Source organism: Phreatobacter oligotrophus, assembly GCF_003046185.1.
Classification (GTDB): Bacteria; Pseudomonadota; Alphaproteobacteria; order Rhizobiales; family Phreatobacteraceae; genus Phreatobacter; species Phreatobacter oligotrophus.
On sequence record NZ_PZZL01000013.1, the window covers coordinates 24,154 to 50,394 of the forward strand.

The 26,241-nt window shown below is 67.5% G+C and carries 21 protein-coding genes, 2 tRNA genes and 1 riboswitch; of the genes, 9 read left to right on the forward strand and 14 right to left on the reverse strand.

Going from position 1 to position 26,241, the window contains the following annotated elements:
* Nucleotides 1-107: 107 nt before the first annotated feature.
* The 3 genes from C8P69_RS20585 to C8P69_RS20595 all read right to left on the reverse strand — a co-directional run bounded on the left by C8P69_RS20585 (nt 108) and on the right by C8P69_RS20595 (nt 4,936).
* Complete coding sequence (locus tag C8P69_RS20585; RefSeq protein ID WP_108179334.1) at nt 108-2,153, reverse strand: TonB-dependent receptor plug domain-containing protein; 2,046 nt, start codon at nt 2,151-2,153, stop codon at nt 108-110.
* Nucleotides 2,154-2,278: 125 nt separating this feature from the next.
* Nucleotides 2,279-2,496, reverse strand: a riboswitch (cobalamin riboswitch).
* 104 nt (nt 2,497-2,600) lie between these two features.
* Nucleotides 2,601-3,581: an MBL fold metallo-hydrolase gene (locus C8P69_RS20590; RefSeq protein WP_108179335.1), complete on the reverse strand. Its 981-nt coding sequence runs from the start codon at nt 3,579-3,581 to the stop codon at nt 2,601-2,603.
* Nucleotides 3,582-3,703: 122 nt separating this feature from the next.
* Nucleotides 3,704-4,936, reverse strand: coding sequence for a DUF2778 domain-containing protein (locus C8P69_RS20595; protein WP_245902163.1), 1,233 nt, complete (start codon nt 4,934-4,936; stop codon nt 3,704-3,706).
* A 269-nt stretch (nt 4,937-5,205) separates the two neighbouring features.
* Here C8P69_RS20595 and C8P69_RS20600 point away from each other — a divergent pair.
* Nucleotides 5,206-5,280 (forward strand) — tRNA-Thr (locus C8P69_RS20600).
* Between the two features lie 9 nt (nt 5,281-5,289).
* Here C8P69_RS20600 and C8P69_RS20605 read toward each other — a convergent pair.
* A complete protein-coding gene (locus C8P69_RS20605) occupies nt 5,290-6,867 on the reverse strand; it encodes a TadE/TadG family type IV pilus assembly protein (RefSeq protein WP_108179336.1) in 1,578 nt (525 codons plus the stop codon).
* 148 nt (nt 6,868-7,015) lie between these two features.
* Nucleotides 7,016-7,777, reverse strand: a complete 762-nt coding sequence (locus C8P69_RS20610) for an IclR family transcriptional regulator (protein ID WP_108179337.1) — start codon at nt 7,775-7,777, stop codon at nt 7,016-7,018.
* A 212-nt stretch (nt 7,778-7,989) separates the two neighbouring features.
* Here C8P69_RS20610 and C8P69_RS20615 point away from each other — a divergent pair, with 212 nt between their 5' ends.
* The 3 genes from C8P69_RS20615 (at nt 7,990) to C8P69_RS20625 (ending at nt 10,762) form a co-directional block, all read left to right on the forward strand.
* On the forward strand, nt 7,990-8,964 hold the full coding sequence (locus C8P69_RS20615) for a Bug family tripartite tricarboxylate transporter substrate binding protein (protein WP_108179338.1): 975 nt from the start codon (nt 7,990-7,992) through the stop codon (nt 8,962-8,964).
* Between the two features lie 108 nt (nt 8,965-9,072).
* On the forward strand, nt 9,073-9,558 hold the full coding sequence (locus C8P69_RS20620) for a MaoC/PaaZ C-terminal domain-containing protein (RefSeq protein ID WP_108179339.1): 486 nt from the start codon (nt 9,073-9,075) through the stop codon (nt 9,556-9,558).
* A 7-nt stretch (nt 9,559-9,565) separates the two neighbouring features.
* Entirely contained in the window at nt 9,566-10,762 is a 1,197-nt protein-coding gene (locus C8P69_RS20625; protein ID WP_108179340.1) for a CaiB/BaiF CoA transferase family protein, read from the forward strand.
* A 9-nt stretch (nt 10,763-10,771) separates the two neighbouring features.
* Here the strand turns inward: C8P69_RS20625 and C8P69_RS20630 are convergent, their stop codons facing one another.
* The 4 genes from C8P69_RS20630 to C8P69_RS20645 form a co-directional block, all read right to left on the reverse strand.
* A complete protein-coding gene (locus C8P69_RS20630; RefSeq protein WP_108179341.1) occupies nt 10,772-11,533 on the reverse strand; it encodes a CoA-transferase in 762 nt (253 codons plus the stop codon).
* Nucleotides 11,533-12,348 carry a CoA transferase subunit A gene (locus C8P69_RS20635; RefSeq protein WP_108179342.1) on the reverse strand — a complete coding sequence of 272 codons (816 nt, stop codon included), beginning with the start codon at nt 12,346-12,348 and terminating at the stop codon, nt 11,533-11,535. The genes C8P69_RS20630 and C8P69_RS20635 overlap by 1 nt, the downstream gene beginning before the upstream one ends.
* Nucleotides 12,349-12,518: 170 nt before the next feature.
* Nucleotides 12,519-12,740: a hypothetical protein gene (locus C8P69_RS20640; protein WP_146167394.1), complete on the reverse strand. Its 222-nt coding sequence runs from the start codon at nt 12,738-12,740 to the stop codon at nt 12,519-12,521.
* Between the two features lie 273 nt (nt 12,741-13,013).
* Nucleotides 13,014-14,687, reverse strand: coding sequence for an MFS transporter (locus tag C8P69_RS20645; RefSeq protein ID WP_245902164.1), 1,674 nt, complete (start codon nt 14,685-14,687; stop codon nt 13,014-13,016).
* Between the two features lie 354 nt (nt 14,688-15,041).
* Between C8P69_RS20645 and C8P69_RS20650 the strand changes: the two genes are divergently transcribed.
* The gene (locus C8P69_RS20650) at nt 15,042-15,515 is read left to right on the forward strand and encodes a hypothetical protein (RefSeq protein WP_108179344.1); all 474 of its coding nucleotides are present in this window, start codon (nt 15,042-15,044) and stop codon (nt 15,513-15,515) included.
* A 6-nt stretch (nt 15,516-15,521) separates the two neighbouring features.
* On the opposite strand, the gene rlmB is transcribed toward C8P69_RS20650, so the two are convergent.
* Nucleotides 15,522-16,355 (reverse strand): 23S rRNA (guanosine(2251)-2'-O)-methyltransferase RlmB, encoded by an 834-nt coding sequence (rlmB, locus tag C8P69_RS20655; protein WP_108179345.1) that lies wholly within the window; start codon nt 16,353-16,355, stop codon nt 15,522-15,524.
* 197 nt (nt 16,356-16,552) lie between these two features.
* Between rlmB and C8P69_RS20660 the strand changes: the two genes are divergently transcribed.
* The 3 genes from C8P69_RS20660 (at nt 16,553) to C8P69_RS20670 (ending at nt 18,326) form a co-directional block, all read left to right on the forward strand.
* Nucleotides 16,553-16,637: transfer RNA gene (locus tag C8P69_RS20660), tRNA-Tyr, on the forward strand.
* 231 nt (nt 16,638-16,868) lie between these two features.
* On the forward strand, nt 16,869-17,366 hold the full coding sequence (locus tag C8P69_RS23605; RefSeq protein ID WP_146167395.1) for a hypothetical protein: 498 nt from the start codon (nt 16,869-16,871) through the stop codon (nt 17,364-17,366).
* 6 nt (nt 17,367-17,372) lie between these two features.
* Nucleotides 17,373-18,326: a hypothetical protein gene (locus C8P69_RS20670; protein ID WP_108179347.1), complete on the forward strand. Its 954-nt coding sequence runs from the start codon at nt 17,373-17,375 to the stop codon at nt 18,324-18,326.
* Between the two features lie 688 nt (nt 18,327-19,014).
* Here C8P69_RS20670 and C8P69_RS20675 read toward each other — a convergent pair.
* The 4 genes from C8P69_RS20675 to C8P69_RS20690 form a co-directional block, all read right to left on the reverse strand.
* Nucleotides 19,015-20,349 (reverse strand): hypothetical protein, encoded by a 1,335-nt coding sequence (locus C8P69_RS20675; RefSeq protein WP_146167396.1) that lies wholly within the window; start codon nt 20,347-20,349, stop codon nt 19,015-19,017.
* A gap of 94 nt (nt 20,350-20,443) precedes the next feature.
* Nucleotides 20,444-22,834, reverse strand: a complete 2,391-nt coding sequence (locus tag C8P69_RS20680; protein ID WP_108179349.1) for a hypothetical protein — start codon at nt 22,832-22,834, stop codon at nt 20,444-20,446.
* A 62-nt stretch (nt 22,835-22,896) separates the two neighbouring features.
* On the reverse strand, nt 22,897-23,241 hold the full coding sequence (locus C8P69_RS20685; RefSeq protein ID WP_108179350.1) for a hypothetical protein: 345 nt from the start codon (nt 23,239-23,241) through the stop codon (nt 22,897-22,899).
* A 4-nt stretch (nt 23,242-23,245) separates the two neighbouring features.
* Nucleotides 23,246-24,439: a hypothetical protein gene (locus C8P69_RS20690; protein WP_146167397.1), complete on the reverse strand. Its 1,194-nt coding sequence runs from the start codon at nt 24,437-24,439 to the stop codon at nt 23,246-23,248.
* Between the two features lie 351 nt (nt 24,440-24,790).
* On the opposite strand from C8P69_RS20690, the gene C8P69_RS20695 reads away from it, so the two are divergent.
* Nucleotides 24,791-25,774, forward strand: a complete 984-nt coding sequence (locus C8P69_RS20695; RefSeq protein WP_108179352.1) for an AraC family transcriptional regulator — start codon at nt 24,791-24,793, stop codon at nt 25,772-25,774.
* The last annotated feature ends 467 nt before the right edge of the window (nt 25,775-26,241 follow it).

Consider the following 26,241-nt stretch of genomic DNA (forward strand, 5'->3'; position numbering starts at 1 on the left):
CCGGCCCGCTCGTCTGCCGAGCGGGAGACTGGCCGAAAGCCGCGCCCCTGTCGACGGGGGCGCGGCAAGGCAGCGATGCGAAACGGTTTAAACCGCGGCGCGGCGGCTCACTCGCCGCCGAGCTTCACGCGCATGCCGGCATAGACGGCAGCGCCCGGCCCCTGGTAGCCGAAGACCTCCTGGTAGCGCTGGCCGAAGAGGTTTTCGCCGCGCACATAGACGGTCGCATTGCGGTTGAGTTCGTGGGAGATCTGCGCGCCCACCAGCGTGTAGGCGCCGAGCCGCACGTCCGTGGCGCCGGCCGGCCCGAAGAAGCTGTCCCGCATGGTGCCGTTGTGGGCGACGGTGACTGTGACCTTCGTCTTGTCGTCCGGCAGGGTCGCCACCGCCGAGAGGCTCGCGGCATGGCGCGGACGGCGCAGCGCCTCCTTGCCGACATAGACGCCGCCGACGAGTTCGGCCGACTGGGTGTCCGTGTAGGTGTAGGAGCCGGTGATCGACAGCCAGCCGAGCGGGCGCGCCGTCACTGCCACCTCGACGCCCTGGCGGGTCGTCTCGAAGGGCAGGTTGATCGCCGTGCCGCCGGACTGGACGATGGCATCGCGCACGCTGGCGCGGAAATAGGTGACGTCGGTCACGAGCTTGCCGCCGAACCAGCGCTGCTCGATGCCGGCATCCCAGCCGATGGAATGTTCAGGCCGCAGCGTCGGGTTGCCGGTGAAATTGGCGAAGAAGCCGAAGAGCTCGAAGAAGGTCGGGTTGGTCACGCCCTTGCCGATCGATGCGTGCAGCTTCGTGCCGGTGCCAAGCGTCTGGGCCGCCGTCACGCGCCAGGTCAGCGCATTGCGGAAGGCAGAGTTCCAGTCCTGGCGGAGCGCGCCGGAGAGCGACAGGCCGGTCGGCAGGCTGACGAGATACTCGCCGAACAGGCCCTTGCGCTCGCGCGAGCGGCCCGCGCCGGCATAGGTGTCGTTGACGAAGGGCCCGAAGAAACCATCGCTCTCGTAGTAGTAGCGGAAATGCTCGCGGGTGATGTCGGCGCCGCCGACGACGGTGTGGCGGGCGCCGAGCAGGCCGGGCGTCTCGAACGTATAGGCCGAGCGGTACTCCGCCCGGTTGCGCTCGGTGCGCGACCAGAAGCCCTGGCTCTCGAGGAAGCCGAAGGCCGAGACATAGCTGTCGCGGGCATTGGTCGACTGCTGCGAGGTGTCGGCGGAGAAGCGATGCGTCCAGGCCCCGTCGAGCAGCTTGGCAGTGGCGGCGACACGGCCCTGGATGTCGTTGGCGGTGTTGCGCCCGGTGCCGGCGGCAAGGAAGCCGTAGTTCGGATCGGTGACGAAGCCCGGTCCGAAGGCGGTGTTGCCGGGATTGTAGAAGCCGCTGCGGCTGACCATCCGGAACACGCCCTCGACGTCGAACCAGTCGGCAAGGTCCGCGCCGATCTTGGCGGAGAGCGAGCCCATGTCCGAGCCGTTGGGCCGCGTGGTGCCGGGCGCGACGACGAAGCCGCCGGAGCGCAGGCCCGAAATGGAGATGGCGGCGTGGAAGGGACCCTGCGCGCCGCGGACGGTCGCCGAGCCCTGGAGCGTGCCGAAGGACCCGCCCTCGATCCGCGCCGTCAGCTCAGGCTTGGCGAGGCCGCGGCCCGACTTGGTGGTGATGGAGATGACGCCAGCCTGGGCATTGGGGCCCCAGATACCGGATTGCGGGCCACGGATCACCTCGATCCGCGCGATGCTGTCCACCGGCAGGTTGGCGAGGTCGGCATCGCCCGAGTTCACGTCGTTGATGGGAATGCCGTCGACCACCACCAGGACCTGGTTGGATTCGGCGCCGCGCACGCGCGTCTGGGTGAGGCTGCCGCGGCCGCCGGACTGGTTGACGGCGACGCCGGGCACGAGGCGCAGCACGTCCGGGACGCTTGCCGCGCCCTGGTTGGCGATGTCCTCGGCGGTGATGACGGTGACGGCCGAGCCGACGCGCGGGGCCTCCAGCGGCACGTTGCTGGCGCCGAACACGGTGATTTCGGGCAGTTGCGCCGCGGGGAGCGGCGGCTGCTGCGCTGCGACGGGACCGGGAACGAGAATCACCGCCGCCGTGGCGAGCAGAACGGAAAGACGTTGACGACGGGGGAGACGGGAAACGACAGGCATGGCGGAACTCCGCTGCGGACCCAGATGGTCGCGGAATTCCGGCCTGAAGAGGCCAAACGTCCGCGACGGTGGTGTCACGGATCAAGCGGAAGGGACCGCTCCCGGGCGCGCCTCCCGCACGCACGGACAGTGACGTCGCGTCGGCCGGTCTCCTGGCTCGCGGGTCGTCGCCCGGTCCCCGCCTTCCCGAAGCCCGAACGGGGCGTCAGTGGCTGATGGGGGAGGGCTCACCGCTTACAGTTGCGGGGGCAGCTGCGGCCTTGCGGAGGGCCATGAGGCCCGCCACGCACCGCATTCCCGTGGCCGTCCCTTGCGGGCGGCCGCCGTCGCGTGCCCCATGAATGCGCCGGGTTGCGACAATGTGTCAATCCGGCGGCAAGCGGATGCCCCCATGCGAAAGGCCCGCCGTTGCCGGCGGGCCTTCCGATCAGAGCGCTGGGCGTCAGGTCAGATGGACGGGGTCCACTGGGCCGGGACGAGCTGGAAACCGGCGCCGTCCTTGGCGATGTAGCCGTTGGACGGGAAGGGCGCGTGGTAGAAGTGCACGCGGGTCTTCTCGCTCGCCGCCATGTCGAGCAGCTGGCGACGGGTCGCGCGGGCGGCATCGGCATCCATGTCGAAGATCGCCGACCAGTCGGGATTGCGCACGAAGAGGGCGGGGTGGTTGGTCACGTCCGCCATGTAGACGAGCTTGGCATTGCCCGAGGAGATCATGAACACGCTGTGGCCCGGCGAGTGGCCATAGGCCGGCATCGAGGTCACGCCCGGGGCCACTTCCGCGCCCGGCTTGAACTGCTTCACGGCGGAGGCGACCGGCGAGAAGACGCGGCGGCAGTTCTGGAAGGCGCCGCGCATGGCCTCCGGAGCGGCGTTCATGCGCTCGTCCGACATCCAGAAGGCCCATTCCGGCTCCGGAACCTGGATCTCGGCATTCGGGAAGACGGCGGTGCCGTCGCGCAGGCGGATGCCGTTGATGTGGTCGCCGTGGAAGTGGCTGATGATCACCGAGGAGACGGTGGCCGGATCGAAGCCGGCGGCGCGGAAATTCGCCATCCAGGTGCCCGAGGTCGGAGCGCCGGTATTGCCGTTGCCGGTGTCGAGCAGGACGACCTTGCCGCCGGTCTCGACGACGAGGGTGTTGAAGGGGATCGGGACGGCATTGGTCGGCAGGAAGGCCGAGGCCATGGCAGCCTGAACCGCCGGCAGCTCGGCATTGCGGACGAAGCCCTCGAGCGGACGGGCGAAGAAGCCGTCATTGATGGCGGTGACGGTGATGTCGCCGACCTTGTAGCGGTAGAAGCCGGGGGCCTGGACGGCCGCGGCGGCAGCCTGGGCGAAGGTCTCGCGGGAGGCGGCGGTGAGGAAAGCCGGGGCGGCGAGGGCCGCAGCGCCGGTGGCGAGGGCATGGCGGCGATTGATCGTGGTCATGGTGTCCTCCGACAGGGGCGCAGCCGCCGACAGGTATGCGGACGGCGAGGCAGTAAATTGCCGGAACCGGCCCGCCGTCCAGTGCTTGTCACATGAATGTGACCGCTTGTTTCTCCCGCGCCTCAGCGCGAGGAGACGCGGGTGTTGGCGCGGGCCACGGCGGCCACCGCCTCGGTGCGGTCCCGCACCACGATCAGCCGGCGGATTTCGCCGCGCAGGAAGGCCTGCAGGAAGCGATCGTAGTCCTTGATGGAGATGCAGCCGTTGGAGTCGCCGTTCGGCCCGAGCAGGTAGGTGTGGGCGAGCAGGCCGGCGCGGCCATGGATGGCCTGGCTGCCGCCAACCGGGTTGAGGCGGATGGCGCGCACGCCGTGGAACAGTGCCTCGCGCTCGGTCAGGTCATAGACATGCGGCGGGGTCGGGCCGCGCATCCGCACATGGGCATAGCGGACGTCGTTGCGATAGGCGCCGAGGCCGGACTGGGCCTCCAGCTTCTCGCCGTTCGGCAGGTAGACCATGCGCGAGCCGATGTCATAGATCGCGACGCCCATGGGCGGACGCGGCGCCGGGCCGCCGATCCCGAAGGAGAAACCGCCGCCGAGGCCGCCACCGCGGGAGGCCCCGGCATCGGTGCCGAGATTGCCGTCGCTCGGGGCATAGGCGAGCTGCGGGCCGTCGCCCTGGCCGTCGCGGCGGGGGCCGAAGAGGCGCTCGAAGAAGTTGCGGCCATCCGGCTGGGCCGGAGCGGGCGCGGCGGCGGCCTGCTGCTCGCGGCCGTTGCGGCGGGTGGCGATGCGCGGCGCTTCGGGTGTCGCGGCGGCGGCGGGCGCGTCGGAGGGCCGGCGCATCGGCAGCGGCGCGACCAGGGTCGTGTCGGGGCCGTCCTCGTCCTCCTCGGCGGCGGCGGCGCCGGCGCTGCCCGGACGGGCGAGCGGCATGGGGGCAAGCGGCAGGCCCGGCCGGCTCTCGAGACCGACATCGCGGCCGGGCAGGCTCGCCAGCACCAGCGGGCCGGTCGGCAGGGCAGGGGCGGCCTGCGCCGCGGGAGCCGGCGCGTGGATATGGGCGGCGAGGGGGCGGGCCGTGGCGAAGGTCTGGCGGCCGGCGCCGAGGTCGTAGGCGGGATCCAGCAGCGGCGCGAAGGAGCCGAGCGTCACCAGAGCAGGCTGCCCGGCGCCGATGGTCACCGGCGCGGTCGCGGCCTCGGCGCGCTCGATCGTGCGCGTCTTCAGGGCCAGCGTCGCGAGGCCGGCAAGACCCGCCGACAGCGCAAGCACGGTGAACCAGGGGAAGCGGGGGGCGTCGGCGCGCGCCGAACGGGCACCACGCACGGGGTCGCGGGTCAGGTTACGCATACGCAACGGCCTCGTCACGCTTTGGCACGTTCCCCCCATCGAAGCAGCAGCGAACCATCATCGCCGTTCCCTCGGGGGAGGGCTGCGCAGCGACCGAGCGGCGGAGCGAACCGCCGACGATGGCCGCACAGGAGCCAAACAAAAGAGGCATCCATAAGGCGCGTGAAGGGTTAACCGCCGGTGAAGACCCCATAGTGCCGTGGAGTCGCGGGTGCGGCAACGGCCGTCTTGCCACAGGCGGCCACCATTGGTAGGCGAAGGGCACGGTGGCCGGCTTAGCACAGCGGTAGTGCAGCGGTTTTGTAAACCGAAGGTCGGGGGTTCGATCCCCTCAGCCGGCACCAGTTCCCTTGTCAGTTCGTCAGGCGCAGGCGCTTGATGTGGTCGCCGATGGCGTCGAAGGCATTGGCGAGGCCCTGGTCGGAATCGGCCAGCAGCGCCATGGACGGGTTGGTGGCGCATTGCTGCAGGATGGACTGCGCGGTCGCATCGGTGACGTAGAAGCCCACCGTGTAGATCTGGATGCCCAGCGCCTTGGCGTTGGTGCAGGCCGTCAGCGTCTTCTCGTTCATCTTGGCGACGATGTCCGAGCGGTTGCTGGAGGTGGTGCCGAGGCGGCCGGCCGCTGAATAGCCATAGGCCGAATAGAACGAGCCGTTCATGTTCGGCAGGCCGATCGCGTCGTTGGCGCCATCGGTCATCAGCACCATGATCTTGCGGTTGTCGGCGGTGTTGTAGGCGCGGCCCTCGGTGAAGGGCGGCTCGGGTGACAGCACCCGCCAGCCCCACATCACCGCCTCGTGCAGGTTGGTGCCGCCATAGGCCGGCATCGCCGTCAGCGCGGTGGTCAGCGTCGTCTGGCTGGCGGTCAGGGGAATGATCGGGTTGGAGTCGCAGAGCTGGTTGGGCCCGCGCCGCGTGCCGTTGGCGAGCGAGGTGTCGGGCGTGGCGCCGTTGTATTTGCAGGTGCGGCGCTGGCGGGATAGCGTGTCGGTGCCAAGCCCGGTCTGGCAGGAGCCGTCGCCCAGGTAGTTGTTGTAGAACGACCACCAGGTGCCCTCGTCGGGCTCGTCCGGCGCGAAGCTGGGGACGAAGAGCGTCGCCGGGTTGCCGCTGGTGGGCGCGGTGTCGGTGACATCGTGCGGCGAGGGCCGCGCCTCGACGCAGCCGCCCCAGGAGACGTTGCGCATCTGCGAATAGAGCGTCAGGCGGCTTACGCCGGTCGAGAAATTCTCGTTGTGGATGGGCGAGGTGCCTTGGCTGTCGATCCAGCTCGCGCCGGCATTGTTCGATCCGACATTGACCATGGAGGCGAAGGGCACGACGGCCACCTTCGCGTCGCCCTGGATATAGGCCATGTCGAGGACCTTTTTCATCAGGTCGGTCGCCGACGAGCGTAGCGTGGTGATGCGCGAGCCGGCCATGGAGCCGGAATTGTCGAGGACGAGGGCGACCTCGATCAGGGCGCGGCCGAGCTGCGATGAGGACTGCGCGCCAACCGGAATCGAGGAGATGCCGATCACCGGCAGCAGATAGGGCTGGTGGGCCAGCGTGGCGCTGGCGTCGACCTTGCGGGCGGCCGCATCGACCACGACGGTGAGCGACACCTGCGCGCCGAAATCGAGGTTGGCGTTAAGATGGTTGCGAACGATCTGGGTGATCTGGGCGTTGGTCGAGCTGGCCGTCACCGAGCGGGTGGCGGCGAGGGTGGCGGCGTCGAGGGCGCTCTGAAGGCGCACCTTGCGGCCGCTCGCCATGGTGTAGTCGACCGCGCCGCCGGCAATGCCGATGATCGGCAGCAGGGCAACGGCGAAGAGCTGGACGATGGCGCCGGAACGGTCTGTGCGGAACCGCCGCAGCACATGCCGGGCGGAGCGGGCAAGCCGCATCAGACGCCGCGGCGCAGTCGGGACGGAGGGGCGGGCGATCATTGGCGCTGGTCCTTGGGCAGGGGGTTCCCCCTGTTCTGGCCAATTTCTGGGCAATTAGCGCTAAATGTTCTGTGAATTTGGCCGCGTAAACATGCCCTTAGGTGAGCCTGGGCTGCGGATTGGTTACTCGCCGGTGAACCCGCCGAGGTCAGGGCGTGAAATGCCGGGCGATCTCCCGGTGGAGGAGGGCGGCGAAGGCCTCCTCGCGCTCAACCACCTCGAAGGCCTGGCCGCCGATGCCGATGGCCATGGGCTGGGCGCCGGCTGCTGCCGGAAGCAGCGTGCAGACGATGCCGGCCCCCGGAACGATGCGGCTTGCGGACAGCGCATGGCCGCGGCGGCGGATGGCCGCGATCTCGGCGTGGATCGTGGCGGGGTCGAGCGGCGGCCGGTCCGCCTCCCGCGACAGCTCCGCCCGGGCGATCCGGCGGGCGATCTCCTCTTCCGGCATGGCGGAGAGCAGCGTCAGGCCCATGCCCGATTCGGCGAGGGGACGCCGCGTGCCGGCGGGAATGTGGAGGCGCATGGCGCGCGTTGCCGGGCGCACGGCGATGTAGACGACGTGCACGTCGCTGGCGATGCCGAGGAGGATCGTCTCGCCCGTCGCCTCGCCGAGCTCTTCCATCAGGCGGGCGACCCGTCCGTCGGTGATGCGCTCGTCGATCCACCGGCCAAGCACCGAGACGCGCTGCGTCGGCTGCACGCGCCGGTCGGGCAGGGCGGCGAGATAGCCGAGGTCGATCAGGCCGTTGACCAGCATGGACGTGCTCGACTGGGGAATGCCGAGGGCGCGGGCGATCTCGGTCACGCCCGCCGGGCGCTGCAGGCTGTCAAACAGTTCCAGCAGGGCCAGCACGCGCGTGGCCGACTTCACCCCGCCGGTGTCGAAACTCTTGCGCGGACGCGGCATGCGGAGCCCTCAAAGCACCAATCAAGCATGTGATAATCGAAATCAGATTGACGGACAACGAGACCCTTGCGACATTTTGGCCGTCACGGGGGACACACACAGAAGGGCCGATGGCCCGCTTCGGCCGCATCGGCAGCCTGCTGCGCGGATGACCGTTGCAAGGCGACTGATGCCCACCCGCCGTGGCGAGGCCATGTCGAGGAGATGCGCCCATGACCACCCGCCGCTCGTTCACCTGGGGCGCCTCGGCGCTGGGCCTCACGCTGGCCGCACCCGGCATCCTGCGGGCCCAGTCCTATCCGTCGCGGCCGGTCCGGATGCTGGTGGGCTTTGCGCCGGGCGGGCCGACCGACATCGTGGCGCGGCAGCTCGCCCAGTACATGACCGAGCCGCTGGGGCAGAGCATCGTCATCGAGAACCGTGGCGGCGCCAATGGCAATATCGCGGCGCAGGAGATCGCCTCGGCTGCCCCCGACGGCTACAACCTCTTCTACAACACCTCGGCCATCGCCATCAGCCCGGCGCTCTATCCGCGCCTCGGCTATGACGTGAAATCCTTCGTTCCGGTCGGGCTCACCGCCACCGTGCCGATGGTCCTCGAGGTTCATCCGCAGATGCCGGTGAACACGGTCGACGAGTTCGTGGCCTATGTGAAGGCCAATGCCGACAAGCTCTCCTATGCCTCCACCGGCAACGGCTCGATCACCCATCTCGGCACGGCGCTGCTGCTCGGGCGCATCGGCGCCAAGGTCACGCACGTGCCCTATCGCGGCAGTGCGCCGGCGCTGGTCGACCTCGCGGGCGGGCGCGTGCATTTCATGTCGGACACGATCAATTCCTCGCTGCCCTTCATCAAGGACGGCCGTCTGAAGCCGCTGGCGGTCACCAGCAAGGATCGGCTCGCCGCCCTGCCGAACATCCCGACCCTCACGGAGCTAGGGCTGCAGGATGTCGAGGTCGGCGCCTGGCAGGGCATCGTTGCCCCGGCAGGCACGCCGGCCGAGATCGTCACCAAGGTCAATGCGGCCATGATGACGGCGCTGCGCAACAAGGACTTCCTCGCCCGTCTCGAGGAGCAGCAGACCACGCCGCTCGGCTCCACGCCGGCCGAGTATGGCGCCTACATCACCGCCGAGCTCGCCCGCTGGGACAAGGTGGTGAAGGAGAACGGCATCACCATGAACTGAGGGCCGTGGGAGGGGAGTGATCATCACCTATGTGATCATGATGATCGTGTTGACGAATTCGCTGCCCTCCCGTAGCACCGCCCCACCAGAACAAGCCGGGAGGACGACATGGCGGACGAGATGATGACGGTGGGCCTTGGCCTGCGGTTCGAGGACACGCCGGTCGGGATGAAGTTCAAGACCATCGGCCGCACGGTCACCGAGGCCGACATCACCATGTTCGTCGGCGTCACCGGCATGGTCGAGGTGCTCTTCACCAACATGGAATATCTCGCCGAGGAATCGCTGTTCGCCGGCAAGCGGCTGGTGCCGGGCGCGCTGGTCTATTCCTTCGCGGAAGGGCTCCTCATGCAGACCGTGGTCCAGGGCGTCGGCCTGTCGTTCCTCGGCATGGAGCTGAATGTCGAGGGGCCGACCTTTGCCGGCGACACGCTGCATGTGGAATGCGAGGTGCTGGAATCCCGCCCGACCAAGAAGGCCGGCCGTGGCATCGTGAAGACGCGCAACCGCGTCATCAACCAGCGCGGCGAATGCGTGATGACCTATACGCCGACGCGCCTGGTGAAGGGCCGCGACTACTCGCCGAAGGGCTGAGGGGGCCGTGGGACCGCTCGCGGGCGTCCGCATCCTCGACCTCACGACGGTGATGATGGGCCCCTCGGCGACGCAGGGGCTCGCCGAACTCGGCGCCGACGTCATCAAGGTCGAGGCGCCGGGGGGCGATCCCGTCCGCTATATCGGCCCGGCGCGCCACCACGGCATGGGGGCGCTGTTCCTCAATGCCAACGGGTCGAAGCGGTCGATCGTGCTGGACCTCAAGAGCGACGGCGGGCGGGCGGCGCTGCTCAGGCTCTGCGAGGGGGCCGATGTCCTCGCCTACAACATCCGCCCGCAGGCCATGGGGCGGCTCGGCCTCGGCTATGACGATGTCCGGGCGGTGCGGCCCGACATCCTCTATGCCGGCATGTTCGGCTATGGCCAGGAGGGGCCCTATGCGGCCCGCCCGGCCTATGACGACCTGATCCAGGGGGCGGCCTTGCTGCCGTTCCTCATCGCGCGCGCGGGCGACGGCACGCCGCGCTATGTCCCCGCGGCCATCGCCGACCGGGTGGTGGGCCTCGCGGCGGTCGGGGCCATTTCCGCCGCGCTCTATCACCGGCAGAAGACCGGCGAGGGGCAGCGGCTGGACGTGCCGATGTTCGAGACCATGGTCGGCCTGACGCTGGCCGACCATCTTGGCGGGCTCACCTTCGACCCGCCATTGGGTGAGGGCGGCTACCAGCGCCTCCTGTCGCCGGAGCGTCGTCCCTATCGCACCCGCGACGGCTTCATCTGCGCGCTCGTCTACAATGACAAGCAGTGGAAGTCTTTCTACGAAGCCACGGGCCGGGCTGATGAATTTGCCTCCGACCCGCGCCTCGTCTCGATCAAGACGCGCACCGAGCATATCGACGCGCTCTATGCCGAGGTCGCCGCCACGTTCCGCGAGCGGACGACGGCCGAATGGATGGACTTGCTGGAGCGGGCCGACATTCCCTTCGTGCCTGTCCACGATTTCGGTTCGATCCTCGAGGACCCGCAGGTCCAGGCGGTGAACCTCCTCCCCGTCGTCGATCATCCGAGCGAAGGACGGATCCGCAAGATCCAGCCGGCGACGCGCTGGTCGAAAACGCAGGCCGTGCCGCACCGGCCGGCGCCTCGCCTCGGCGAGCACACGCGTTCGCTGCTGGCGGAGGCTGGCTTTAGCGACGGCGAGATCGACCGGCTGGCCGCCGAGGGCGCCATCGGCCTCGGCTGAGGCCGCCCGTCAGGCCGCGGCGGTCCCGCGCAACTCCGCCGCCATCTGCCGCGCGAATTGCGGATAGGTCTCCTCGAGCTCCGTCAGCACCCGGCCGCGCAGCAGGGCGAGGGTGGCGGGATCCGGGTCGGGCGTCGCCGGCACCACCTCATCATGGTCGAAGGCGAAGCCGGTCGCGGCCTTGACCTCGGCGAGGCTGTGGCCGGGATGGACGCTCTCCAGCCGGAACCGGCGCTTCGCCTTGTCGAAGGAGAAGAGGGCGAGGCTGGTGAGGAGGGCGTGCGGCCCGCCGGGACGGTAGACCTCGCCATCGCTGGTGCCGGGCGCCGAGACGAAATCGACCTTCTCGACGAAGACGCGGGGCGTGTGTTCCTCGCGGAAGAGGATGACGCGCGGCACGACGAAATAGAGATAGGCCGAGCCGAAGGAGCCGGGCCAGCGCACGGGGTTGCGCGGATAGTCGCCGGTGCCCACGAGATTGATGTTGGCCTCGCCGTCGATCTGGCCGCCGCCGAGGAAGAAGGCGTCGATGCGCCCCTGGCCGGCGCAGTCGAAGAGCTCGGCCGAGCCGTTGGTGAAGAAGTTGTGCTCGCGCGAGCCGAGGATGGAGATGCGCACACGCGGCTTGCCGTCGCGCTCGGCGAGCGCCCTGAGCAGCATGGCGCCGGCGGCCGGAATGGGGGAGGAGGCGCCGACCGCGACATGGCGGACGCCGTCGAGCAGGCCGGCAATGGCGACGATCAGGCGCTCGCGCGGCAGGACAAGAACCATCACACCGCCTCCAGCAGGCGGTCGGCGCCGTCGAGGAAGGCGCGGAAGCCCTCCGGCGTGCGCGCCTCGCGGGCATAGCGGCCGATGGCCTCCATGTCGGCGGGATATTCGCCCCACAGGCCAATGGGCGCGGCGCCATTCTTCGCCACCGCCACCGCCTCGACATAGAGGGCGGGGAGGACGCCCGCCGCGGTCACCTCATCGGCCAGCAGGCTCGTCTCGACGATGCGCTCGACGGTGACGATGGTGCGCTCGGCGGCATAGGCGAGGCTGGCGAGCTCGCGGCGGCGGCCGATCCAGACATTGCCGTCGCGATCGGCCATGGGGCAGTGGAAGATCGCCACGTCCGGCCGGATGGCGGGGATGGCGACGATCGGATCCGGCTCGTCGGAGAAGGGGTTCTGGATGACCTTCCAGTCCGGCCGGTTGGCGAGGAGGTCGGTGCCGATCATGCCGCGCAGGGTGGCGAAAGGCACGCCCTTTTGCGCCGCCAGGAAGCCCGCATGGACGGCAGGGCAGGTGGCGTCCATCACCTTGACGGAGCCTTCCCGCACGGCCCGGGTGAAGCAGGGCGCGCCGCCCGCCTCGCCGAGCGTCATGGCGCTGGTCTCGATGGTGGCGACGCAGCCCGCGCCGATCAGCATGTCGGGCTGCATGCCGCCGGTCGGCAGGCAGACGACGTGGAGGTCGCGCAGGCCCCGCGCGATGAGCGGCCGGGTCATCGCCATGGAGACGCCGGCATAATCCACGGGGAGCGCCAACTTCGCCCCGTGAGGGACCATGGCGGCGAGATCGTCGAGCGTGGGTTGCGTCATGGCGGGCCTCCCTGCGGCCAGTGCGCCGCGCCCGGTCTTCCGGCGGACCGGGTGACTATCCGCCCGCGGCGCCGCCGCTGGCAACCCGGCCCATGGGAAGACCCGTGCAAACGAAAACGCCGGGGCTTTGCGGCCCCGGCGTTGCTGGTTCCGCCCTGAGGCGGAGCAGTTCAGTAGTTGTAGGGGTTGCCCTGGCGGTCGATCTGGACCTGCTGGGCCTGCGTCACCGCGGCCGGGTTGGCGAAGCGGCGGGCGGCGAACTCGCGCGGGGCCTGGGTCTGGTACTGCGTGACGGCAGCGGCCTCGGTGACCGAACCGGCGGTCTCGGACTGGGCGAGGGCCGGGGCGGCGAGGGGGGCGGCCAGCACGGCAGCGAGGATGAGCTTCTTCATGACGATCTCCATCGGATCATTCGCGGGGGGAGGGACACGCCCGCCGCGAGTTGTGTTCAGCTGTCGGCGGGAGGTGTCCGCCGTCGACGCCCGTGAGATGGACCCTCGGCTGCTCACTTTCCAATCACGAGAATGCGAAATCGCCTAAATCGTCGCCAGTTAACAATTGCATTTTTGCAAAGACGCATGACCTAGCGTCATCTGGCCGTCACAAAGCAGCAGCGCCGGGGAGGGCCCCGGCGCTGCGCAGTCGATCGGTGGAAGGCGCGACCGTCAGTGGTCGTAGGTGAAGATGTCGCGGTCCTTGGTTTCGGGCACGAAGAGCACGCCGATGACGAAGGTCATCAGGGCGATCACGATCGGGTACCAGAGGCCGTAGTAGATGTCGCCGGTGGCCGCCACCATGGCGAAGGAGGTCGCCGGCAGCAGGCCGCCGAACCAGCCGTTGCCGATATGGTAGGGCAGCGACATGGCGGTGTAGCGGATGCGGGTCGGGAAGAGCTCGACCAGGGCCGCGGCGATCGGGCCGTAGACCATCGTCACGTAGATGACGAGGATCGTCAGGATGCCGATGATCCACAGGGCGGTTCCGCTGCCGAGCGCCGCGAAGAAGCCGTTGACCTTGATGATCTCGGGATTGTTCGGGGCCGGGTAGCCGGCGGCCTGGGTGGCGCGGGTGAGGTTGGCCACGTACTGCGCGTCGATCGGAACCGCCGTGCCGTTGACCGTGACCGAAGCGCCCGAGCCGGCGGGGCCGTTCACCAGGTCATACTTGATGGCCTGGTTGGCCAGACCCACGCGGGCCACGTCGCAGGGCGCCGTGAACACGCGGGTGCCGACCGGATTGAAGACGTTGCCGCAGCCCGCGGGATCCGCGGTCAGCACCACCTTCACCTGCTCGTGGGCGCGGTGCAGGGCCGGGTTGGCGGCCTTGGTCAGCGCGGCGAAGAGCGGGAAGAAGGTGACGGCGGCGATGAGGCAGCCGGCCATGATAATCGGCTTGCGGCCGATCCTGTCCGACAGCGAGCCGAACACGATGAAGAAGCCGGTGCCGAGGATCAGCGACCAGGCAATCAGCACGTTCGAGGTGAACAGGTCCACCTTGAGGATGCTCTGCAGGAAGAACAGGGCGTAGAACTGACCGGTGTACCAGACCACGGCCTGGCCGGCGGTGAGGCCGAACAGGGCGAGCAGGGCGATCTTGGCGTTCTTCCACTGGCCGAAAGCCTCCGACAGCGGCGCCTTCGAGCCGGTGCCTTCCGCCTTCATCTTCTGGAAGGCCGGGCTCTCGTTCATCTGCAGACGGATCCACACCGAGATGGCGAGGAGGAAGATCGACAGCAGGAAGGGAACGCGCCAGCCCCAGGCCGCGAACTCGGCCTCGCCGAGATAGACGCGGATGGAGAGGATGACGAGCAGCGACAGCAGCAGGCCGATGGTCGCCGTCGTCTGGATCCAGGCGGTGTAGAAGCCGCGGCGGCCGACGGGGGCGTGCTCGGCCACATAGACCGCGGCGCCGCCATACTCGCCGCCCAGCGCCAGGCCCTGGAGCATGCGCAGGATGATGAGGATGACCGGGGCGATCCAGCCGATCGTGGCGTAGGAGGGCAGCAGGCCGACCAGGAAGGTCGAGGCGCCCATGATGAGGATCGTCACGAGGAAGGTGTACTTGCGGCCGACGAGGTCACCGAGGCGGCCGAAGACGAGGGCGCCGAACGGGCGCACGAGGAAGCCGGCGGCGAAGGCCAGCAGCGCGAAGATGGCGCGCGTATTGGCGTCGAAGGGCGCGAAGAACTGCGCGCCGATCATCACGGCCAGGGAGCCGTAGAGGTAGAAATCGTACCATTCGAAGACGGTACCGAGCGAGGATGCGAGAATGACCTTCCGCTCCTCAGCAGTCATGGGACGCGGGGTTACCGGCGCGCCCGCAGCCGTGGCCATGGTCATGGGGTGTTTCCTTCCTGAATTGGGGTGGCAAGTTGGCGGCGTGGCCGCGACTGCTTCTTCTTGTCGTTGCCGGTTCCGCGCGAGGAACCGCTGTCCTAGGACTAATCCGCGCAGCGACGCTTTGTCGCCTCGACAATGGTTGATGAGACTTAAGTCGCAGTGGTCGTATTGGCTGGCGATGCGGCGGTATTCGGCTATGCGGCCCGCGATGGGCACCATGCCGCGCCGGGCGCGTTCATGATGAATCAAGGATGAAGCCCCGCCGCGGCCCGCGGCGCCTGCGGCCGGGCCCGAGCTGGGTTAGACTTGGCGACAGCCACGCGGGCCGACCCGCGTCATCCGGGAGGTCCTGCCATGTCCCGCATCGTGCCCTCGCATCGCATCGCGCTCCCTCTCGGGGCGCTGCTCGGCGTTGCGTTCCTCGTGGCTGCCGGGGCGACCGCACCGGCCGTCGCCCAGACCCGCAGCATCGTCATCACCGACGAGCACCTGCCGGACGGCACCCTCGTGACCCGCCACATCTATCGCTGCGATGGCTGCCCGGTGCGGCGGGTGAGGGCGGGGACGTGGCGCCAGCGCCCGACGGTCGACTATGGCCAGGCCCTGCCGATCTACCAGCCGCCGATCTACAGCCATCCGCCCGAGGTGATTCCCGCCCGCCCGGGCCTGCCCCGCTCCGGGCCCTATGGCGTCACCGGCGCGCCGCGCGACCCGGTGACCGGGCGCCTGCCGATGGGGCCGCGTCCGCCCTACTATCCCAGCGGGTCCGACGCCCGCGTCATCACCATGGGCGATCCGGCGATGCGCCAGCCCTCGCGGGCCCGCTGAGCCGGTTCAGCGCCGCAGGCCGAGCCGCGTCGTGACGGCATAGAGCGACAGCGCCGCGGCGTTGGAGACGTTGAGGCTCTTGATCGCGCCGGGCATGTCGATGCGGGCGAGGACGTCGCAGGTCTCGCGGGTGAGCTGGCGCAGGCCCTTGCCCTCGGCGCCGAGCACCAGCGCGACGGGCGCGCGCAGCTTCACCGCGTCGAGGTCCTCCTCGCCTTCGCTGTCGAGGCCGATGATCTGGAAGCCCTGGTCGCGCAGGGTGGCCATGGCGCGGGCGAGGTTCTGCACCGTCACGAAGGGCACATGCTCGAGACCGCCCGAAGCGCTCTTGGCGAGCACGCCGGTTGCTTCCGGCGAGTGGCGGTTGGTCGTGACAATGGCCTTGACGCCGAAGGCCGCCGCCGAGCGGACGATGGCGCCGACATTGTGCGGATCGGTGATCTGGTCGAGCAGCAGCAGCACGCCCTCGGCCGGCATGTCCTCGATATCCGGCGCGTCCAGCGCATCGGCCTCGGCGAAGAGGCCCTGGTGGACGGCGTCGGGCGTCGCGGCGAGGCGCTTGTCGATCTCGCGCACCGGCACGATGGTCGCCTCGTGGGCGATGCCCTCCTCGTCGAGGCGTTTGGCGGCATTCTCGGTGGCGAGCAGGAGGCGGATACGCCGGCCGCGGTTCTTCAGCGCCTCGGACACCGTGTGCCAGCCATAGAGCAGCACCGTGCCGGTTTCGAATTCGGGCGCGGCCTCGCGCAGCACCCGGCCACCACGGCCCTTGAAGGGCTTGCCGGGCTTGGAGAAGGGGCGGAACGGCTTCTTCGGGCCGCGCGGAGGGGTCGTGCTCATGCGCCCTCATCCCATGGGGCTGGTCGCGGCGCAACGGCGAAGCGCTGGCCGTGCCTCCCGCAGGCCGCGTGACCGCCGCGCTGTGGACCGCGGCGCCGCCGGGACCGACGCGGTGCTTTGCCGGTTGACAGGGCAGGGGGGTGTCCCTATCAAGCGCGCCACGCCCCGGGGCCACCGCCCCGATCCGGGCATGGGACGGGGGAATGTCCCGAGCGGCAAAGGGGGCGGACTGTAAATCCGCTGGCTATGCCTTCGCAGGTTCGAGTCCTGCTTCCCCCACCATCCCACCTCTCAGGCCCAGCGGTTATGCGGGTTTGGTGGCATCAAAGACCAGGGTGCGAGCAAGCCGTGGTGATGGCCTGATGAGGCTACTCGCGGTCGATCCTCGATCCGATCAGTTCGCCTTTTCGTTTAGTCATACTGATCTGGAACAAAAATAGAACATTGTTGTCAAGGCGCCATTGCGTCTGCACTCTGGGCGTGCAGAAATCCGACCGGCTCAGCGGAGGTCTCATGTCGCTTCGGACGATTGTCGTGGTGCTTATGGTCTCACTGTCGTTCGCTGTCGCGAACGCTTGTGGCCTTGTGACCCAAGAGACCGCGTCAATTCGGCGTCCACTCGATCAGATATCCGAGATGATACCTCCAATCAGCGTCTCCGAGGGAGCCGCGTTTCGGCGGGCATGGGCATCCGCTTCATCCACAGAAAAGCGTCGGCTTATCGAGAACCCATTGTTCGGCGTTTGGTCGATCCACGATTCGGTGGATTCGATCCGGAAATCCCTCGGGGTGATCGAGGCGGAGAGGAGGGGTCCCGTTCAGACCGAAGAAGTCATCGAGGTGGTTGCGGCGGTCGTGACGCTCAACTCGACAATTTCGATTTGGATTAATGCGGACCCCAAGCTGCCCCACTATCCGACGACGGAGGTCACAGAGCGAATCCTTCGGGCACAGCAAGCGGCGCAAGACGCGGCTCTCAGCGCCGCGAAATGCATCCTCCGTCACGAGTGAGCGCTGATGAGCGACGACGCCAAAAGCAAAGACAAGAAGAAGACCTGCTTCGTCGTCGGACCCATCGGCGGGGATGACACGCCCGAACGAGTTCACGCGGATTGGCTCCTGAAGGGGATCATCATCCCTGTCTTCTGGGAGCATTTTCCCAACTTCGAGGTCGTAAGGGCGGACACGATCAACGCTCCGGGGTTGATCGATAGCCAGATCATCGAACGGCTGTTGACGTTTGACCTCGTGATCGCAGACCTCTCGTTCCTCAACCCGAACGCCTTCTACGAACTCGGAATTCGCCACTCGCAAGGTGGCGCCACGATCCATATGGTCCGGAAGGGAGACCGGCTTCCGTTTGATAACTCGATGTACCGCGCGATCGTCTATTCCCTTACGAAGGTGGACGATCTGGAGGTCGCGAAGGCGTCGCTCGTCAGCGCGATCACTGAGACGCAGAAGCCAGATTTCCAAACCCTCAACCCCGTCACGATGACGCAAGGCATCCGGAAGATGCAGGAACATGCAACGCCTGAAATGCGGGTCATGTACCGGCAAATTCAGTCGGTGATGTCGCGCCTCCAGAGCATTGAAGAAGAGCGCATCTACCATTCGGGGCGAGGCGGTCTAACTGTCTTCGAGGTGGTGCCACCAAATCCGGAACACCAGTATCTCTTCATCCATAACAATGGGAAACAGATCGAGCTTGCAGCGCTACCGGCGATCGAGCAGGCACTGATCGCGAACGGTTTCCTCCAGAGAATGCGCGTCGTTGAGTTGGACCATGCCTTCTACTTCGGTGTTTCCCGTCCCATCAACCTCGACGTTCTTCCGCTCGGAATGATGAAAGTTGAGACAAGCCAACTTCCACCGATGTCCACTTCAGGACTAACAGAGGTACTGAAGGGCCTGCGGGAGCGATACGGGTGCTCGAACGAGGGGGCGGTGAGGATCGTGAAGACCGACTAGCCTTCACCCGGGATGTCCGGATCAATCCCGGTCCCGGTCAAAGGCTCACCCGAGTCATTGGCGTTCTCGTCCCTCGGAACAGGGGCGCCGATCCTAAGGCCCAACAAGGCCACACAGAGGCGACCGAGTTAGCGCGTCGCCCGTCGTACAGGTAAGAGTGTCAGGACAAGTTCTTTAGGCGGTTCAAAGCTCCCTTTGTGCTCGCACTTCGGACTTAGAATAACGTTTTAAAACAAGAATCGTACTTCTGCTTTCCCCACCATCCCACCTCTTAGGCCCAGCATAGCGCGCGGCCTAAGCCCTCTCGCCGAAGCAGGTGCGCTGACGCTTCCGCGAGCTTCTTTCGGTTGGCTGAGCGGGTGTCGTGCGACGCCTGTCGACCGCCGACCCATCCGAATATCGCTTCCAACATGCTTTCGGTTGCACCGTTCTCTGTTGCCCTGGTCGCGCCTGCCTTCCGCAGTCCGTGCGCTGATTTCTGCACCCGGCGTCGTTGCACACCTCGCGGAACCAGTTGCCGAAGCTTTCCTTCGTGAAGGCTCCACCCTTCTCGCCGCCGATGAAGGTTGTCGTGCCGGTCGGGCTCGCATCAATGGATGCTTGGAGTTCCGGCAAGATCGGGAGGGACGCAATGACCCGAAGATGAGTTAGACGACGCAACGTCCGTTGCGCGCCGCTTCTGGGGACGTCAACGAGTGGTCGCTGTCAGCTCGAACCTATCGGAAAGGCTCGCGAGCCCGCCGGTCGCCAGCAGGGCGGAAAGCGGCAGGGAGGCGCCTGGCTTTGCCGCGATGGCGATGGTGAGAACCTTCGGGTCGGACACAAACCGCATCAGCGCATCGGGAACGGCGCGGTTGGGGACGCCTTCTGTCATACGCTGCACGATGCCTGAGGCCTGCCGCGAGAAGGTCGATCGAACGTCAGCGACGGAGCGGGAGGTGGCGCGGGCATCGCGGGCAACCACCCGCTCGAAAAGGCCATCATCGCGGATCGTCACGCTGAGAGTGCGAATCTGCGCTTCATTCCAACGGGCGTTGGCGCCCGATGGCACCTCGGTGAAAACCTCAGGCGCGACATTGCTCATCAGCCCGGCGAGGGTGATGGCACCCAAGCCCGGCAGATCGACCCCAAGTCTGTCGAGCTTGAGTTCTCGGGCTGCGGGGGACCAGCTTCCCTCCAGCGCCGCCGAAACGACGAGCGCGTCGAGGCCCAGTGCGCGGATGTTGCGGATGGAAGGGGTTGTGTCAGCCGCCGGCAGCGGCACGGTTACCTCGTCGAGGCGCGCCCGATACCGCGTCGGCACATCGTCGGACGAGGGGCGATCGGCGCCAATGACCAGCGCCTTGATTCGGATCTCGTTCGGCAGCGTCTGGCCGGTCCGGGGCGGTGTGACGAGCCGGATGTCGCTGATCTCGACCGCACCCATGAGCCCGAAGTCGCCGGCCCGCGCACCTGGCATCAGCCTGAGATCGGACAGGGTTGCCCGCTCGGCCGAGACCCGTGTTCCGGTTCCATACACGGCTTCGACGCGCTCCAGAACCGCCGATCGGAGAACCGGTCTGGCCGCGTCGGACGGCGGCGCGGCACCGCCGATCAGGCGGACGAGGAAGGCTGCGTCGAGTTCGCTCGCATTGAAGCTGGCGAAGCGCGCTGGCTGCGACGGGCCGGAGCCAAACTGTCCATCTGTGCCCTGTGCCTGACGGATCCGGCCTGCGGACAGTCCGGTCAGTTGGAGCCTGCCAAATCCAAGGAACGCCCGTGGCCCGCCCTGGCTGCGTTCAACGCGCAGGTTGGTGAAGCGCACGCTGGAGGCGCCGAGTTGCCCCAGTCGGTCGATCATCGCATCGGGGTTGCCGGAACGGACAGCCGCTTCCAGGGATGAGCGCGTGGCGCTCGACCCGGCAATGTCGATCGCTTCCGCCGCGAGCCGGAATCCCTGGCCCGAGAGCAGGACGTCCCGCATCGTCACCGTTTCCGCGGGTTGGCTGAGGGCGGTGAACGGGGCGATCGCGACGAAGCCCATGGCGAGGGCCAGCCCTCGCGCCACAAGCGATCTCCGACCGCGTGAAAGCATTTGTCCGGTCATGGCCGTGGGTTCCTCGTCACTGTCACTCGCCTCAGCGCCCACTGCGTCCACCCACCGAGGAGCCACCCGGGCCGCGGTCAAAGTCGCCGACATCCAGCACGCAGGCTGTCCCGGCCCGGTTCGGCACACGGCCCGGCGGACAGCGCAGCGGTTCCCGCGCGGCGGCCGGCTGGACGTTGGGGCGGGAGGGCGCGGGGGCTGCCCGCTCGGTCGGCACTGCGGGGCGCTGCGGCGCGGTCCGCGTCGGCGGCACCACATCGCGCGGAACGGCGCGGCGGATTGCAGGAAATAGTCCGGCAACCCGCCCGACGCACTGGTCGCCGTTGCGGCTGCCCACCTGACCGGGAGGGCATGCCATGCACTGGTTCTGGGTGATGGTCCCGCCCGATGCGGTGACCGCGGTCAGGGCCACAGTGCGCTCGTTGTCGGCGCAAGGCCGGCAGGTCGTTGGCTGAGCCGTGCTGCCACCGCTCGCCGCAGCGCCCGCCATTCCCCCTCCGGGCAGGGGGCTCTGGATCGCGATCTCGACTCCGCCCGCCACCTGATTGCCACCGAGGCCACCGCCCGCGGTCAGCGCGCCGCTGGGACCCGGCGCGAGGGTTCCCTGCAGTCCGGCGCCAATATTGGCATTGGCCTGCGTCACAGGCTGGAAGGGCGGTGCCTGGAACATGCTGCCGGGACCGCAGACCGAGGCGCAGGAGAGAAACTCGCCGCTGCCGCCACGCCCTCCGCTGATCTGGGTGCCGACCGGACAGCTCATGCATGTATCGCCAGCCCGGATCTGGTCGCTCGCGCACGGGGTGCGGCAGGTGCCGTCGATGTTGCGCTGGCCGATGGGACAGCTGTCGCAGGTCTCGACCCCGTTGATGAAGCGCCCGCTAGGAACGGCGTCGTCGCCGCAGTTGGGGATGCATCGTCCGGCCTTCTGGTCGAAGTTGCCGCTGGCGCAGGCCGGGATGGCCGCGCAGCTCGACCCGGTGTCGTATTGACCGCTCGGGCATTGGCAGGCGCCGCCAGCATAGGGCGCGAACATGGTGTCATTGTAGGTGGTCGGCTTGTCGTTGGCCGAAGCATTGTATTGCAGCCAGGGGCGGGCCGCGCAGCTCGGCGTGCAGCCTGTTCCGCCCGTGTTGAACTGGAAGCCGGCCGGGCAGCTCCAGCAGCCGGAATTGTCGGTGTTGATCAGGTGGCCGGGCGCGCAGATGATCGGCCGGGAGCACTGACCGGTTGCCGCGTCACGGTTGAAACCATGGGGGCAGGCGCGGCACCAGCCGTCGACATTGGTCTCCGCGGCCGAACAGGCCGCGCAACTATAGACCTGGGTCGGAATGTAGCCGCCATTCAGGCTGCTGTAGATGTTCGTCCAGACCGTCTTCCAGCCGTTGGGGAGCGCGCAGGTGCAGGTGCGCGTGTCGGCAAGGGTCTGGTAGGTCGTGCCCGGACTGCACGCTGCGGGAGGGCCTGTTGGCGGCGGCGGCTCATCGGAACAGCTCTTGAAGAAGCAACCTATGCTGTGTCCGACATCCTTCACGCCGCCCCAGATCTCGTCGAGCCCGGGGCAGACCTGGACGGCGTCGCACACTTCCTTGGCGGTCTTGTAGACCTCGCCGATCGTGCCGCAGATCTCCTTGGTGGTCTTGTTGATGCCGCACACGGCCTCCACCACGGCGGTGGCAACGGCGCCGGGATCGTCGAACAGGGCGCCGACAACGGCCTTGGGATCGTCCAGGACCATCCCGGCCAGATCAGTGCAGGCCTCGGCGCTGTTGCCTGCCGCGGCGGCCGCATTGACGATGTCCTCAGCGACGTTCTTCAGAATCGCGGCCGTCCCGGCTGCCGCGCATCCGCATTTCAGATATTCTCCGATGGGTCCGAGCGCCGCCATGAACTTTTCGCTGAGCGCCGCGCCGATCTCGCCCGCCGCCTGATGGGCGACCGAATTGATCACGTCGATGGCGACCTGTGGCAGCATGCTGCGCAATGCGCCGCCGATCAGGCTGTCCGGGTCCTCGATGAGCCCACTGAGGAAGTCCGCGATCTGGCCCGCGACGAAGGTGCCGATGGCCGCGTTGCAGCTCTTGGGATCGGTGAACGGCTCGTTGCCGCCGGCCGTGGTCACGATGTAGATGCCCGTCATCGCAGCCATGGCGGCGATGGTAAAAGGGTCGCCGGCGGCAGCCTGCGAGACGCACTGGGCATAGGTGGGATCAGCCAGGGCATTGGCGACCTTGAGGGAGCCCTCGGCCACCGCGTCCACGCCGTTAACGACGGCGCCGACGACACCCATGCAGTCCTTGAGCTTGTCGGTCACCGTGTTGGCGTGCGCGCTTGTCCCCAGCCCCATGACGATGACGGCCGAGAGCAGCATCGAGCCGAGGACCGCGCGGACCCTGGAAGACCTGAACCATCGGTCGGCGCGCATGACCTACCTCTCGGAATGCGGACAGTCACTCAAGGGACAAGGCGATGTTCGGCCGGCGGTCCTCAGGGCGCTCGATAGCCATTGGGGACGTCGACCCCATAGAGGCGCTGCAACTCGCCCCGATCGCGCGGCTGGGCGAACTGGCCATCCTGCGATGGCAGCAGGGGCGGGGAAGAGACGCTCAGTTTGGGCTGCGTCGCCGACAGGATGTGGAGGCGCATGTCGGAGGAGAGGTCGGGTCTGACACAGGCACCGGAGAAGGTGCGCCCCTCCGGACAGGCGGACGGTGCCGTCTGCGCGGCTTGCGACAATGCCGGGACGGGGACGAGCAGCGGCACGGATGCCACGACCATCGCCGAGGCGATCGTTCGGGCCATGACGAGCGTGTTCGAACGGGTTCCAGTCATCGCATCACATCCTGAAGCTTGTTCCGAAGCTGGCGATCCAGGCGTTGGTCGCGACAGCGGGCTGGCCCGAGCCGACCTGGATGACGCCACCCACCACCTTGTCGGGATTGACGCTCTGGTTGATCCAGACGTGCGCCACCGATGCGTTGAACTTCACGCCGTTGCCCAGGTCGTAGGCACCGGCCAGGCCGAGGGTCCAGGTGCTCTTGGCCGGCAGGAACTGGAACGTCGTGGAGTCGTAGCCGTTGCGGTCGCGATAGAGGAACGACAGCGTCGGTCCGATCGTGTAGCTGGCGCCCGAATAGGTGACGCCGCCGGTCAGTCGGACCATGTTGGAATTGGAATTCGCGGGCTCGGTCACGAGAGGCGGCGGTGGAGCCGCCGACAGGACCTGGTTGCGGCCCATGCTGGTGAAGTCCAGGTTCAGGGATGCCGCCCAGCGATCGTTGAACGTATAGCCGCTCTTCACGCCGACCATGATGCGGTCGCCGGCCCGGAACTGCGGTGCAGTGCCGAAGGGGTTCGTGAGCGTCGTGACCTGTTCCCACGAATAGGAGAGCATCGCCTTGATGACGAGCGCATCGCCGCGGTAGCCGGCCGACAAATTGGCTGTCGTAACGTCGCCCGGATTGTAGCGGATGAAGAAGTTCGGAACCTGGCTCTGCAGGAACGATCCCCGCGACGTGTAGCCGAGCCCCCAGCCGACGGTGACGTTTTCATTGACCGCGATATTGGCGCCGATCGACGGCCCGATGTTCAGGCCCTGGCCGAAGACCGGATTGGGCACGATGTCGGAATCGAGTGCCGATTTCGAATTGTTGACGTTGACCCCGGCGAAGCTTGAGACGGTGGGGATCGACACCGAGATTGCCGCGAAGGGCTGGATTCCGTTGATGCCGAAATAGGTGACACGCTGCGACAGCGTCAGGTCGACGGGTCGGGCCAGATTGCTGCTCGCACCGCCCGAATTCTGGCTCGACCACATGTAGCCGGAGCGTACGACCGATTCGAGCTTCCAGTCGGAACTGGGCCGACCCGTGAGCTGGAAGCCGACCGGAACGAAGACCTGGCTCCCGCGATTGCCAAGGGAGTCCCGCCACGAGTAATAGCGAGCCTCGGTATCGGCTGTCATGGTCCAGCTGCCCTGCTGGGCTTGGGCGACGGCAAGATCGGAACCGCTTGCCAGCAGCAGCGCCACCAAAACGGCGCGGTGCCTGCCTCGCCAACCCATCCAACTCTGCACGGACTGCCCCCACGATGTTTCTGCCCGGGCGCCCGGCGCCCCACAGACGTTCCATTGGGTAAAGGCTAGAGGTTGGCGGGGGCAGGTCTTGGACTCTGCGGCGTGGACTTTCCATGACCGGCTGCGCGAAAGTCCATGCCACTGGCTGGTATGGGCCTTATCTTTGGGGGAAGGGCAATTGCAGGGCAGGATAACGTCCTTTGCGTAGAACCCTCTATGGACCCCTCGAAATCCCACGGGATACGGTGAGGTGTCGGAACGGCTGGTCTCTGTAGGACCAGCGCATGGCAGGGGACATGGCAGGCCATGGGTGCAGACCAGCCGACCGTTATCCACCTCGACAGTCCGACGATCGCCGATCCCCCCACGATGCGGCTCTGGCGCGAGGATGTCGCCCGTGCCGTCCTCGGGCTCGATTTCCGGCCTCTCAGCGACAAGCCGTTTCGCGTCCAGATGGAGGTCGTGCGCGCAGGCGCGATCACGCTTTCACGCTCCGTCACCAGTCCTGCCGAGAGTTTTCGGGACCGGGAACTGGTTGATCCGAACTCCAACTCGTTCACCTTCGCCTGGTCCGAGGCCGGTTCGGTGGTCGCACGCCAGCGCGGGCAAGAGACCGTGCTGAGAGGAACCGATGGCGTTCTCTTGTCGAGCGACGAGTTCGGGGCACTCGCGGCCCCGAACGGTGGCCGATATGTCGGCGTCATCATCCCGCGCCGGCTGATGAGCGCCCATCTGGACGCACCGGACGACGTGGTGATGCAGTCCGTTGGACGCAACGCCAAGGCCATGAGGCTCGTCCAGGCCTATGGCCGCCTGATCGTGAGCCATGCCGGAGACTCATCTCCGGCCACCTTGGCGCTGATGGGGGATCACCTCGCCGCCCTGATTGCGATAGCCCTTGGGAATGTGCGGCCCGACGCCGATCCTTCTTTGCGTTCGCCGGAGCGGGCAGCGCGCTTCGAACTGGTGAAGAGGTGGATCGCCGACAATGCTTGCGACCCGGGGCTCTCACTCAGCACCGTGGCCCGCGCCTGCGGACTGTCATCACGGTCGATCCAAATGTTGTTCGAGGAGAGTGGCCAATCGTATTCGTCCCATCTCCTCGAACTCCGCCTTGAGCGTGCCTACCGTCTGCTGACCGGGGCAGACGCCGCCGGCGAGGCGCTGCGGGTGATCGACGTCGCCTTGGCGGTTGGATTCTCGGATGTCTCCTATTTCAACCGTCGGTTTCGATCGCGCTTTGGCGAGACCCCAACCAGTGCCAGGAGCGCCGGGGGCGCGTCAGAATAGGGCGAGACTGATGCGCAAGTCCCTCCGGAGAGCGAACCGCCGATCGGTCTCTGCAGGAATCGTTGCGTCAGCGCGCCACAGCGCGGACTTCCCTGTGCAGATCGGGCCGGGGGCGGATAGCGCACCCGGTACCAGTAACGATGGCCACCCGCCGGCCCAGGGAAGCCGCGTCCATGCCTGCCTCGGGACCATGGCTCTTGAGGTCGGAGAGGGTTGAAGCCGGACAGATTTCACGCAGCCGAGTTCCGGCGTCTCCGGCTGGAGACGATTGGTTGGACAGAGCAGGCTTTCCGATGTCGGCTTGGGGCCCGAGGCTGTGTGAGAACGTTAAGCGCTTGGACGCTGCGGGCTCGCCGGTTTGTTAGAGAACGTACGAGCGGTTCATGCTCTGATGGCCCTGAGGATCGGAGCCACGCCCACAACAGCGATTGCCCGCTTCATATTGTAGGCCAGGATCGCCAGGCTTG